At 61.2% G+C, this 12,623-nt stretch carries 8 protein-coding genes and 1 pseudogene; 5 read left to right on the forward strand and 4 right to left on the reverse strand.

The window, feature by feature from the left end; all coding sequences use genetic code 11:
* Nucleotides 1-3: 3 nt before the first annotated feature.
* A complete protein-coding gene (locus GJV78_RS06355; protein WP_167519403.1) occupies nucleotides 4-360 on the reverse strand; it encodes an ArsC family reductase in 357 nt (118 codons plus the stop codon).
* A gap of 190 nt (nucleotides 361-550) precedes the next feature.
* Here GJV78_RS06355 and GJV78_RS23285 point away from each other — a divergent pair, with 190 nt between their 5' ends.
* Together GJV78_RS23285 and ypfM are read left to right on the forward strand one after the other, a co-directional pair.
* Entirely contained in the window at nucleotides 551-697 is a 147-nt protein-coding gene (locus GJV78_RS23285) for a hypothetical protein (RefSeq protein ID WP_155107537.1), read from the forward strand.
* A 44-nt stretch (nucleotides 698-741) separates the two neighbouring features.
* On the forward strand, nucleotides 742-801 hold the full coding sequence (gene ypfM / locus GJV78_RS06365; RefSeq protein ID WP_147720049.1) for a protein YpfM: 60 nt from the start codon (nucleotides 742-744) through the stop codon (nucleotides 799-801).
* 254 nt (nucleotides 802-1,055) lie between these two features.
* Here the strand turns inward: ypfM and acrD are convergent, their stop codons facing one another.
* Together acrD and narQ are read right to left on the reverse strand one after the other, a co-directional pair.
* Nucleotides 1,056-4,169 (reverse strand): multidrug efflux RND transporter permease AcrD, encoded by a 3,114-nt coding sequence (gene acrD, locus GJV78_RS06370; protein WP_155107538.1) that lies wholly within the window; start codon nucleotides 4,167-4,169, stop codon nucleotides 1,056-1,058.
* Between the two features lie 157 nt (nucleotides 4,170-4,326).
* A complete protein-coding gene (gene narQ, locus GJV78_RS06375; RefSeq protein ID WP_167519405.1) occupies nucleotides 4,327-6,027 on the reverse strand; it encodes a nitrate/nitrite two-component system sensor histidine kinase NarQ in 1,701 nt (566 codons plus the stop codon).
* Nucleotides 6,028-6,744: 717 nt separating this feature from the next.
* Between narQ and aegA the strand changes: the two genes are divergently transcribed.
* The 3 genes and pseudogenes from aegA (at nucleotide 6,745) to GJV78_RS06390 (ending at nucleotide 10,545) form a co-directional block, all read left to right on the forward strand.
* Nucleotides 6,745-8,724 carry a formate-dependent uric acid utilization protein AegA gene (gene aegA / locus GJV78_RS06380; RefSeq protein ID WP_155107539.1) on the forward strand — a complete coding sequence of 660 codons (1,980 nt, stop codon included), beginning with the start codon at nucleotides 6,745-6,747 and terminating at the stop codon, nucleotides 8,722-8,724.
* 92 nt (nucleotides 8,725-8,816) lie between these two features.
* A pseudogene (locus tag GJV78_RS06385) lies at nucleotides 8,817-9,179 on the forward strand (hypothetical protein).
* 325 nt (nucleotides 9,180-9,504) lie between these two features.
* Nucleotides 9,505-10,545: a DUF1176 domain-containing protein gene (locus tag GJV78_RS06390; protein WP_155107606.1), complete on the forward strand. Its 1,041-nt coding sequence runs from the start codon at nucleotides 9,505-9,507 to the stop codon at nucleotides 10,543-10,545.
* A gap of 37 nt (nucleotides 10,546-10,582) precedes the next feature.
* On the opposite strand, the gene tkt is transcribed toward GJV78_RS06390, so the two are convergent.
* Entirely contained in the window at nucleotides 10,583-12,577 is a 1,995-nt protein-coding gene (gene tkt / locus GJV78_RS06395) for a transketolase (RefSeq protein ID WP_155107540.1), read from the reverse strand.
* Nucleotides 12,578-12,623: the final 46 nt, after the last annotated feature.

A 12,623-nucleotide genomic window follows, 5' to 3' on the forward strand; every position in this document is an offset into this window, starting at 1 on the left:
ACACTACACCTCGTCAAAAAAGTGCTGATAACTGGATTCACTGAAACCCAGCAGCATAGGCCTGCCGGGGGCATGGAGCAATGGACGCTTAACGATCGCGGGCATTTCGGACATTAATGCGGCGGCGGATGCGGCGTCGGTGACGGCGCTGCGCCGGGCCTCGTCGAGCCTGCGCCAGGTGGTGCCGCGGGTGTTGAGCAGCGCCTCCCAGCCCAGCGCATCAATAAAGCCGCTGAGCAGGGTGGAGTCCAGGCCGTCGCTCCGGTAATCGTGGAAGCGGTACTCAACCCCGTGCGCCTCCAGCCAGCGGCGGGCTTTTTTGATGGTGTCGCAATTTTTAATGCCGTAGAGGATAATCACGCTGGATCCTTATCAATTAAATTCCGTCATGCTTCAGGCGGCCTTACTGGCTCATCCGCTTACTACCGGGCGTCATCAAATAATGAGCGGAAAATATAACATTATTTAAGTGCGGCTGACGTTAATTCTGTTGTCCGTTATCCGGCATTTGGCCCAGGGGGCGACCCGGCTGTTACAGGAACCGGCACTGTTGATCGATCGTCAGGCGATACAGTCTGTTGCAAAACAGCGCATCAGGTCACATAAATTTCTGGCAGGCGGCACCATAGTTAAAGCATCTGTCGCAGGTAACAGGGAGGCGGGCATTTCAGCAAACGGTGACTTTAACGTCATCTGACGATGAAAGTTTTATAGAATGCGCCCAATAATAAGGAGGTCGTGATGATTGAACGTGAATTAGGGAACTGGAAAGACTTTATTGAGGCGATGCTGCGTAAATAGATTTTCGGTAATGGCATGACAAAATGTAAAGCGTTTTGAAAAGCCGCTGAGCGGGCCGCGCGCCACGCTAAGGCCCGGCTCCTCAGGGATAAGAAGACCGCAGCATAAAGAGGAAAGAGAAGGCGGCCCGTTAGCGGGCCGCCTGAGACAGATGATAAACCCCAGGCCGAACTCGTTCGGCCATGATCACCACAAAAATAAACAAGGAAAATCAATTTATTGATTTTCGGCTGCCTCAGGCTGATTCCGGAAACTTACTCCGGGCGCGGCTTCAGCGGGAAGCGGCGGCGCACCAGCACAAAAAACAGCGGAACGAAGAAGATCGCCAGCACGGTGGCGGAGATCATGCCGCCCATGACACCGGTGCCGACGGCGTGCTGGCCGCCGGAGCCTGCGCCGCTGCCGATGGTCATCGGCAGGACGCCGAAGATAAAGGCCAGCGAGGTCATCAGGATCGGACGCAGGCGCTGGCGGCAGGCGTACAGCGTGGCGTCAAGCAGATCGCGCCCCTTTTCATTCATCTCGTTGGCGAATTCAACGATCAGAATGGCGTTCTTCGCCGACAGGCCGATAACCGTCAGCAGGCCGACCTGGAAGTAAACGTCGTTTTCCAGGCCGCGCATCCAGGTGGCCAGCAGCGCGCCGGCCACTCCCAGCGGCACCACCAGCATGACCGAGAACGGCACCGACCAGCTCTCATACAGCGCCGCCAGGCAGAGGAAGACCACCAGCAGCGAGATGGCGTACAGCGCGGGGGCCTGAGCGCCGGAAAGCCGCTCCTGATAAGACATCGCGGTCCACTCAAGACCGAATCCGGCGGGCAGCTGGCGCACCAGCGACTCCATGACCGCCATCGCCGTCCCGGTGCTGACGCCGGGCGCGGCTTCGCCGACGATCTCCAGCGCCGAGTAGCCGTTATAGCGTTCAAGGCGCGGCGAGCCGCTCTCCCAGCGCGAGGTAGCGAAGGCGGAGAAGGGCACCATGCCGCCGCTGTTGTTGCGCACGTACCACAGCCCGATGTCGTCCGGCAGCATCCGATACTTCGCCGCCGCCTGCACGTAGGCCTTCTTCACGCGCCCGCGATCCATAAAGTCGTTCACATAGCTCGAACCCCAGGCCGTCTGCAGAGTATCGTTAATGTCGTCGACAGAGACGCCGAGGGCCTGCGCCTTGCGCTGGTCGATGTCGATCTGCAGCTGCGGGCTGTCGTCAAGGCCGTTATGGCGCACCCGGGTCAGGGCGCGCTCTTTACCGGCAAGCTCAATAAGCCGGTCACGCGCCGCCATCAGCGCGTTGTGCCCGGCCCCGGCGTGATCCTGCAGTTCCATATCGAAACCGGCGGAGCTGCCCAGGCCGCTGATTGCCGGCGGGCTGCTGGCGAAGACGCGGGCCTCGGCGATCCTGGTAAAGGCGCGGGTGGCGCGCTCGATAATGGCGAACGAGGTGCCGGTAGTGGCATCCCGCGCCTTCCAGTCCTTCAGGCGAATAAACATGCGCGCCACGTTCTGCCCGTTCCCGCCGGGGCCGGAACCGACCGTGGAGAAGACCGACACGATATTCTCTTTCTCATGGGTGAAGTAGTACTGCTCGACCTTTTCCACCACTTTCAGCGTCTGCTGCTGCGTGGAGCCGCTGGGCAATTGAATGGAGGTGGTGAACATGCCGCGATCCTCCAGCGGCAGGAAGGAGGAGGGCAGGCGCAGAAACAGAAATACCATGCCGCCGAGCAGTAGCACGTAAACCAGAACCCAGCGCAGGCTGTGGTGCAGGATCTTCGCCACCCCCTTTTCGTAGCGCGCGGCACTGCGGTTAAAGGCGCGGTTGAACCAGCCGAAAAAGCCGGTCTGGCCGTGCTGTTCGCCTTTGCGCAGCGGCCTGAGCAGGGTGGCGCACAGGGCCGGGGTAAGGATCATCGCCACCAGCACCGATAACACCATCGCGGCGACAATCGTAATGGAAAACTGGCGGTAAATCGCCCCGGTGGTGCCGCCGAAGAAGGCCATCGGCACAAACACCGCCGACAGCACCATAGCGATGCCCACCAGCGCTCCCTGGATCTGCCCCATGGATTTACGTGTCGCTTCACGCGGCGAGAGGCCCTCCTCGCTCATGATGCGCTCGACGTTCTCTACCACCACGATGGCGTCATCCACCAGCAGGCCGATGGCCAGCACCATGGCGAACATGGTGAGGGTATTGATGCTGTAGCCGAAGGCGTAGAGCACCGAGAAGGTGCCCATCAGCACCACCGGTACGGCAATGGTCGGGATCAGCGTGGCGCGGAAGTTCTGCAGGAACAGATACATCACGAGGAATACCAGCGCGATGGCTTCCAGCAGGGTCTTGACCACATCCTCAATCGAGGCCCTGACGAAGGAGGTGGTTTCAAACGCCACCTTATACTCCAGACCGTGCGGAAAGTACTGCGCCAGCTCGTCAAGGCGGTCCAGCACCAGCCTGGCGGTGGCCATTTCATTGGCTCCGGAGGCCAGCTTCACGCCCAGGCCGGAGGCCGGGTTGCCGTTATAGCGGCTGAGGTAGTCATATTTTTCCGCCCCCATCTCGACGCTGGCGACATCGCCGAGCGTTACCTCTGAGCCGTCCTGATTAACGCGCAGGGTAATTCTGCGGAACTGTTCCGGAGTTTGCAGCAGCGACTGGGCGTTAATGGTGGCGTTCAGCGCCTGGCGGTCCACCGACGGCGTGCCGCCCAGCTGGCCGACCGCAATCTGCGCGTTCTGCGCTTTAATCGCATCGGTTACGTCCTTTGCGGTCAGCCGGAAGCTATTGAGCTTCGCCGGATCGAGCCAGATGCGCATCGAATACTGCGAGCCGTAGGCGTCGATATCCCCCACGCCGTTGACCCGGCTCAGCGGGTCCTGAATGTTGCTGGCGACGTAGTCGGCGATATCCTGCTTATCCATCGAGCCGTCGGTGGAGACAAAGGCGATGGTCAGGATGTTTGTATCGCCGGTTTTCCGTACCGTCACGCCCTGATTCTGCACCGCCTGCGGCAGCTTACGCATTGCCGACTGCAGCTGGTTTTGTACCTGTTGGACGGCTTCGTCCGGATCGGTTCCGGCGGCGAAGCTGAGGGAAACCGACGCCTGGCCGGTGCCGCTGCTCTGGGAGGACATATACATCAGGTTATCCAGCCCGGTCATGTTCTGCTCGATAACCTGGGTGACGGTGTTTTCCAGGGTCTGGGCGGAGGCACCCGGATAGCTGGCGGAAATACGCACATTAGGCGGGGCCAGGTCCGGATATTGCTCAACGGGTAACGAAAAAATGGCCAGGGCACCGGTCAGGCACAACAGGATAGCCAGCACCCAGGCAAATATGGGGCGATCGATAAAAAAATTCGCCATTAAAAGGGGACCTCGTGACTCTGCGTATCGCTTGGGATAGTTATGATTCGCCTCACTGTAGCGGCAGGGGGCGAATCAAACGTGGAGAAAAAAAGGAGATAATGTAAATTATCATACCGAATACGCCGCCCGCAGGCCGGTTCCTTTCCGGCGCGCGCTACAGGGCCGGATTTTCGCTGTTCGTCGCGGAGCGAAAGCTGACGCTGACCAGCGTACCGCCTCCCAAAGGCTGGGAAAAGGTGAGCGTACCGCCAAGCCGCTCGGCGCGTTCGCGCATAATATTCAGCCCGTAGTGGCCAACCGGTTCGTTCGGCTCGCCAATACCGATGCCGTTGTCATGAATATGGACCGTGTGATCGCCGTCCGGTGACGTTACGCAGCTGACGGCGATTTCGCGGGCTTCGGCATGTTTGATGGCGTTCAGCACCGCCTCGCGGACGATCTGCAGCAGATGCACCTGCATCTGCGCATCCAGCTCCAGCGACGACAGGCGGCAGTCGAGGGTGAGCTTCGCGGAGGTCTGGCTCTGCAGGGAGTCGAGCATCTCGCGCAGCGCCGAGGGCAGGTCGGTCTGCTGAAGCGTCAGGCGGAAGGTGGTCAGCAGCTCACGCAGCTGACGCCAGGCATCGTTCAGCGCAACGGTAAAATCGGCGAGAATCGTTTGCGCCGTGGCGTTCTCATCCGCGACGACACGTTTTAGTAACACCACCTGAATGCGTAAGTAGGAGAGCATCTGGGCCAGCGAGTCGTGCAGCTCGCGGGCGATGGTGGCCCGCTCCTCCACCAGCAGCAGCTGCTGGAAATGCTTCTGCGCCTGGTTGAAATAGAGACCCCGGCCAAGCATCGTCGAGATGCTGCTGGCGAGGGGCGTTGCGCCAGCGGCGTTCTGGCTCTGCCAGTGCAGCTCGCCATAGACCGTATCCTGCATGGTGACCGGCAGGATCTGCACCGGCAGCGTGTCGCTGCGCTCGCCCTCGCTGATGCGCCAGTTTTCGCCGACGATCAGCTCCAGATAGTGCGCCGCCTCATGCCTGCGCACGATCTGCAGAATGTGGCGGAAGCAGTGAACGTCGATCTGGCTGGTGTTCAGCGCCTGTGAACACTGATAGAGCACCTGCAGACGGCGGTTGGCCTCGTGCAGATCCCGGGTTTTCTCTTTAACGGAGGTTTCCAGCGAGCGGTACAGTTTGTGCAGCTCGCCCGCCATCTGGTTAAAATTTTGCGCCAGCAGCCCCAGCTCGTTGGGCAAGCCGGTATCCAGCGGCGGCGAATCGAACTGGCCGTGTTCGATGCGCTGGCTGGCTAACACCAACTGGTTCAGCGGCCTGACCACCTGCTGGCGAATGCGGCGCAGGGTAAAAAAGACCAGCGTGAAGATCCCGATGCCGCCCGCCAGCGAGATGGCCACCACCAGCATGACCTTGCGTTCGGCGTAGTGCTGCAGCGCCAGCACGAACAGATCGATCTGATCGACATAGCGGTTGATGTTGGCCTGATACCACTGCAGATCGCCCGCCGCCAGCCGCGCGTTCATCTCCGGCCAGTTGGCCTGCAACTGGGCGTAGCGGCTTTTCACCGCCTCGGGGCCGTACCAGGCGTTGAGATTGTCCAGCGCGGCGGCGCGAAGGGTCTGCTGAAAAAGCTGGCGGTGGGCGTTAAGCTGCGGACTGCCGCTTTGCAGGTCGTAGCCCAGCCGGTAGCTCTGCATGCGCAGCGAGCCGGCGACGTTAATGGCTTCGGCGTCGCGCAGGCTGCTGGCAAGGGTCAGCAGGGCGATACCGGTGGAAAGAACGGACAGCAGGACGATATAAAAAAAGGCCCGGGCCAGGCTGGTTGAGACAGGACGTTTTACAATCACGTACGTAAACTCCGCACACTGTGCTGACGGGAAATAGTTATAAAGGGGTATTTCTGCCCATGATACTGCAATTTGCGTATCTGTTGGCGTTTGAATGATTCATCTTATCCATAAGGTTCGCCGTTTCGCCGCGTCGCGCCGAGGTTCAGCGCCGTTGCTGACAGATTTCCGCAGCAGGTGAGGGAGAGCCTGAGGCCTCGGCGAAGGCAGGCTGCCGCTGCGTCGCCGGGGATTCGACCGGGCCGCCTCCTCTGTTCGGGGTAGGCTCCTGCGGCTTTTCACAATGTGCTGCGCTTTGGCGGAGGGTCCGGACGATCGTGTCTATAAAAATGAAACGTAATTTCACACACTCTGAAATAAATTGATCTGCCACAGGTTCTGTGAAAAAAGTGATACTTTCCGGGCAAATGTACATTGCCGACGCCCGCCCTGGTCGGGTAATAACAATGTTGTTACCCGTCATACTTCAGAGGCAGGCACGATGGCTGTTTTTACTCAGCCCGGCCGGTGAGATGGCCGGTTTACCGGAAAAGCCGCGTTTGCCGCCCTGATACAGCTCAAACTTCCCGGGTAGAGACAACATGCTTCCCCTTCTGGCCATCTTTTTTTGGCCGCGTTCGCCATCCGTCCCACCGGGATGCGGCAGGCGTCGTCGGTGCGGCCTGAAGGTTATTCCGTATAAAAAATAAGGTTTTTACAACCAAAAAGAAGGTCACCATGAATCGTTTTATTATGGCCAACAGCCAACAGTGCCTTGGATGTCATGCCTGTGAAGTCGCCTGCGTGATGGCCCACAATGGTGAGCAACATGTTCTGGAGTCGCGCTATTTTCAGCCGCGGATCGCGGTTATCAAGAATCAGCATCAGCGCAGCGCGGTCACCTGTCGCCACTGTGAAGATGCGCCCTGCGCCCGCAGCTGTCCTGAAGAGGCGATCTTCCGGCTCAACGACAGCGTACAGGTTGACGGGCAGAGATGCATCGGCTGTAAATCCTGCGTGGTCGCCTGCCCGTTCGGCACCATGCAGATCGTGGTAGCACCGGTGGCGAAAGAGCGGCTGAAGGCCACGGCGCATAAGTGCGATCTGTGCCACGGCCGCGCGGCGGGGCCTGCCTGCGTAGAAAACTGCCCGACCGACGCGCTGCGGCTGCTGACCGACACGTCGCTAAACGGCCTGGCAAAGGCCCGCCGCCTGCGCACCGCTCGCCAGGAAAACCCCGCCCGGCACGCCGGACCGTCGGTTGCCACGCCGCCGGCCGTCGGTAAAGTTGAGCAGATGCGGACAATGGTGCCGCGCGGCGAGCCGGATAAACTGCCGGTTGAGGCACGAAAAAACAGCTTCGACGAAATCTATCTGCCGTTTCGTACCTCGCAGGCGCAGCGGGAGGCCTCGCGCTGCCTGAAGTGCGGTGAGCATAGTATTTGCGAATGGGCCTGCCCGCTGCACAACCATATCCCGCAGTGGATTGAGCTGGTGAAGAGCGGAAACATCGACGCGGCGGTGGAGCTTTCCCATCAGACCAACTGCCTGCCGGAGATCACCGGCCGCGTCTGCCCGCAGGAGCGCCTGTGTGAAGGGGCCTGTACGCTGCGCGACGAGCACGGCGCGGTGACCATCGGCAATATTGAACGCTATATCTCCGATCGCGCGCTGGCCAAAGGCTGGCGGCCAAACCTGGAGGGCGTTCAGAAGGTGGACAAGCGCGTCGCCATCGTCGGCGCGGGTCCGGCGGGGCTGGCCTGTGCCGACGTGCTGGCGCGTCACGGGATCGGCGCGACCGTGTTTGATCGCCATCCGGAAATCGGCGGTCTGCTGACCTTCGGCATACCGGCCTTTAAGCTGGATAAGTCGCTGCTGGCCCGGCGGCGGGAGATCTTCAGCGCCATGGGTATTCATTTCGAGCTGAACTGCGAGGTGGGCAGAGACGTCAGGCTGTCCTCCCTGCTGGAGGAGTACGACGCCGTCTTTGTGGGCGTTGGCACCTATCGCTCCATGAAGGCCGATCTGCCCAATGAAGACGCGCCGGGCGTGTATGACGCGCTGCCGTTCCTTATCGCCAACACCAAAAAGGTGATGGGGCTGGACGCGCTGCCGGAGGAGCCGTTTATTGACACCGCCGGGCTGAACGTGGTGGTGCTGGGCGGCGGCGACACGGCGATGGACTGCGTGCGCACCGCGCTGCGCCACGGGGCGGAGAAGGTGACCTGCGCCTATCGCCGCGACGAGGCCAACATGCCCGGCTCGAAAAAAGAGGTCAAAAACGCCCGCGACGAAGGGGCGAACTTTGAGTTTAACGTTCAGCCGGTTGAGCTGGTGCTGAACGACGAGGGCCGGGCCTGCGGCGTTCGCTTCCTGCGCACTCAACCTGGCGAGCCGGACGGCCAGGGCCGCCGCCGCCCGATGCCCATCCCCGGCAGCGAGTTTGTGATGCCCGCCGATGTGGTAATTATGGCGTTTGGCTTCCATCCTCACGCCATGCCCTGGCTGCGGGAGCAGGGCGTTGAGGTGGACCGCTGGGGGCGCATTGCGGCTCACGTCGGCAGCGCCTACCGCTACCAGACCTCCAACCCGAAGATCTTCGCCGGCGGCGACGCGGTGCGCGGTGCCGATCTGGTGGTGACGGCGATGGCGGAAGGACGCCACGCCGCCCGGGGGATTATCAACTGGCTGAAGGTCGGGGCGGTTAACGCTCACTAGCGCGCTGTGCAGACAACACCGACAGGGGGGTAATATCAGGCTGTGCTCTTAAGGGGCACAGCCTGATTCTCTTTTTATGCCGTGGGGCCGGTGTGCCGGCCAAAATTGAGTTTAATAAAGATAACGTTCTTTCCGATAACGACGTTGTTCTGCGTAATATGACCTACGTCCGCAGCGATGGGGCAGCCATTCACCAACGGCGTGAGGTTCAGGAGCGCGACAACGGCGCGGCGATCCTGCTTTATAGCCCGCAGAAAAAACGTGGTGCTGATCCGCCAGTTTCGCGTCGCCACCCGGGTGAACGGCCCCGGCCCGGCGGGGTGGAGGATGAAGATATTGAGGTGCTGGAGCTGCCCTTTGCCCGGAAGCTGGAAATGTTTGAAAGCGGTGAGAGCCGGGACGATAAGACGGTATTCTTGCTTAACTATTTATCTGCTTCTGGCTTAATGGAATAATAAATAAAGGGTAAGAGGCTATCCCATAAGGCTATTCTACCTGCCGTTTTGAACCCGGGCCGTGCCCGCGCAGCACGCATCGCGTTATGAATGTCCGTCAGGACAGCCCTCCGGGGGACACTTTGCGATTTACTCTCATGTACTATCGGTACGTGCGGTGCGCTGTCCGTATTCAAACTGCCCGTGGAAGCGACGCCCGGTGGGAGAGCCTCTTTGTCTGCGTCTGGTACGGCGTCGCTATCCGATAAATCCGATTGAGCCGCTCCGATCGCACAACGAAGATACGACCAGTACCGTGGTTCTGAACTCTGGGGTTGTACCGTCCATGCGCTATCGCGTCATCTTTTTCTTTCTGTTCGGCCTGCTGTCGACTCGGCTGCTATGGGCCGCCCCTGCGCAGCGGGCGTTCTCCGACTGGCAGGTGACCTGCAATAATCAGAATTTCTGCGTGGCGCGTAACGCCGGCGATCATCACGGCCTGGTGATGACGCTGAGTCGCAGCGCCGGGGCGCATACCGACGCGGTGCTGCGTATCGATCGGGGCGGTTTTTCCACGCCGTCCCCGGACGAGCCGGCCCTTGCGCCGCGCCTGCTGCTGGACGGCAGGCCGCTGGCGCTGAGCGCCGTGGGCTGGAAAATTTCGCCCTGGCATCTGCTGTCCGACGACGCCGCCACCATTGCGGCGTTTTTACAGACCGTCCAGGAGGCGCAGGCCATCACGCTGTACGGCGGGGCACAGAGGATTTCCCTGGCGGGGCTGAAGGCCGCGCTGTTGTTTATCGACGCCCAGCAAAAGCGCGTCGGTAGCGAGACGGCGTGGATCGAGAAGGGGGACAGCCCGCCCCTCAGCGTGCCGCCGGCCCCCGCCCTGCACAGCGTGGCCGCGGTGGAGCCTGCGCCCATGCCGCTCTCCGAAGAGGAGCGCGACGATCTTCTTGACTACGGCAACCGGCGAATAGACGCGCTTTACTGCTCTCTCGATCCCTTTCGTCGGACGGTGCGGGTGGCCGCCCTGACCGATGACAAGGCGCTGATAATGATAGCCTGTGAAGCGGGGGCCTATAATACCGTCGATCTGGCGTGGGTGGTGACCCGGCGTAAACCGCTGGTCTCCCGGGCGGTTCGTCTGCGCCTGCCGTTTCAGACCAGCGGGAGCAACGCCACGGAGCTGATGAACGTCGCGTTTGATGAGCGGTCCCGGGAGCTGGTGACGCTGGCGAAAGGGCGGGGGTTAACGGACTGCGGCGTCCAGACGCGCTGGCGGTTTGACGGCCAGCGCTTTCGCCTGGTGCGCTATGCAAAAGAGCCAAGCTGCGACGGCTGGCACGGGCCGGATGCCTGGCCGACCCTGTGGATCACCCGTTAACCGCCCCGCAGATCGTGCGCCGGGGCGGCCGTTGTACTTACCGACGCAATACCCCGTGCGCTTTTTCAAGGATATTCTCTACCGTAAAGCCGAAGTAAGGAAACAGCTTCCCGGCCGGTGCCGATTCGCCGTAGCCGGTCATTCCGACGATGGCTCCCTTCAGCCCGACGTACTTGTACCAGTAATCGGCTATGCCGGCCTCGATCGCCACCCTGGCGGAGACGTTCGACGGCAGCACCGATTCACGGTACGCCTCGTCCTGGGCGTCAAAGATATCCGTGGATGGCAGAGAGACGACCCGCACGCTGTGGCCTTCGCCGGCCAGCTTTTCTGCCGCCAGCAGGGTAATCTCCATCTCAGAGCCGGTGGCGATCAGGATGATATCCGGCCTGCCGCCGCCGTCTTTAAGCACGTAGCCGCCGCGGGCGATGGCGTTAACCTGCTCCGGAGTGCGCTCGACCTGCGCCAGGTTCTGCCGTGAGAGGATCAGCGCCGTGGGCCCGTCGTGACGCTCAATCGCCAGCTTCCAGCCCACCGCCGCCTCGACCCGATCGCAGGGACGCCAGGTGCTGAAGTTCGGCGTTAAGCGCAGGCTAGCCAGCTGCTCTACCGCCTGGTGCGTGGGGCCATCCTCTCCCAGACCAATAGAGTCATGGGTATAGACCATGATCTGCCGGGCCTTCATCAGCGCCGCCATTCGCGCCGCGTTGCGCGCGTATTCGACGAACATCAGAAAGGTGGCGGTATAGGGAACAAAGCCCCCGTGATGAGCGATGCCGTTGGCGATGGCGGTCATGCCGAACTCGCGCACCCCGTAGTGAATATAGTTGCCCGCCGGGTCCTCCTTCAGCGAAACCGAACCCTGCCAGAGGGTCAGATTGCTGGGGGCGAGATCCGCCGAGCCGCCGAGCAGCTCCGGCAGCAGCGGCCCCCAGGCGTTAAGCGTATTCTGGGAAGCCTTGCGGGTGGCGATCTTCTCCGGGCTGGCCTGCAGGTCAGCGATATAGCGCCGGGTCTCCTGCTCCCAGCGCTCCGGCAGCCCGCCGCTCATTCGCCGGGTAAATTCCGCCGCCAGCGCCGGGTGGGCTTTTTCATAGGCGGCAAATTTTTCCTGCCACTGCCGCTGCGCCTTCTCGCCTTTTTCCCTGGCGTCCCAGGCGCGGTAGATCGCTTCAGGAATTTCAAAGGCGGGATGGTGCCAGCCCAACTGCTGGCGGGTCAGCGCCACCTCCTCTTCGCCCAGCGCCGCGCCGTGGGAGGACTCTTTTCCGGCCTTGTTCGGCGAGCCAAAGCCGATGGTCGTCCGACAGATAATCAGCGACGGCTTATCCTTCACGCTCTGCGCTTCCTGAATCGCTTTTTTAACCGCCTGCGGATCGTGGCCGTCGATCTCGTGCACCACGTGCCAGCGGTAGGCCTCAAAGCGCTTTGCGGTATCGTCGGTGAACCAGCCTTCCGTTTCGCCGTCGATGGAGATACCGTTACAATCGTAAAAGCCAATCAGCTTGCCCAGCCCCAGGGTGCCCGCCAGCGAACAGACCTCGTGCGAGATCCCCTCCATCAGGCAACCGTCGCCCATAAAAACGTAGGTATAGTGATCGACAATGTCATGCTCCGGTCGGTTGAACTGTGCGGCCAGCGTGCGCTCGGCGATGGCCAGGCCGACGGCGTTGACCAGCCCCTGGCCGAGGGGACCGGTGGTGGTTTCCACTCCCGGCGTATAGCCGATCTCCGGATGCCCCGGCGTTCTGGAATGCAGCTGCCGGAAATTTTTTAACTCCTCCAGCGGCAGGTCGTAGCCTGTCAGGTGCAGCAGGCTGTAGAGCAGCATAGAGGCGTGGCCGTTGGAGAGAATAAAACGGTCGCGGTCGTACCAGGCGGGGTCGGTCGGGTTGTGCTTAAGAAAATCGTTCCACAGCACTTCGGCGATATCCGCCATGCCCATCGGCGCGCCGGGATGGCCGGAACCAGCTTTCTGAACGGCGTCCATACTGAGCGCGCGGATGGCGTTGGCAAGGTCTTTACGGGACATACATTACTCCGGAGCGAGATTGATACGGGGTTGTCCTGCAGGCGGA

It is taken from the genome of Intestinirhabdus alba (genome assembly GCF_009711095.1).
GTDB classification, from domain to species: Bacteria; Pseudomonadota; Gammaproteobacteria; order Enterobacterales; family Enterobacteriaceae; genus Intestinirhabdus; species Intestinirhabdus alba.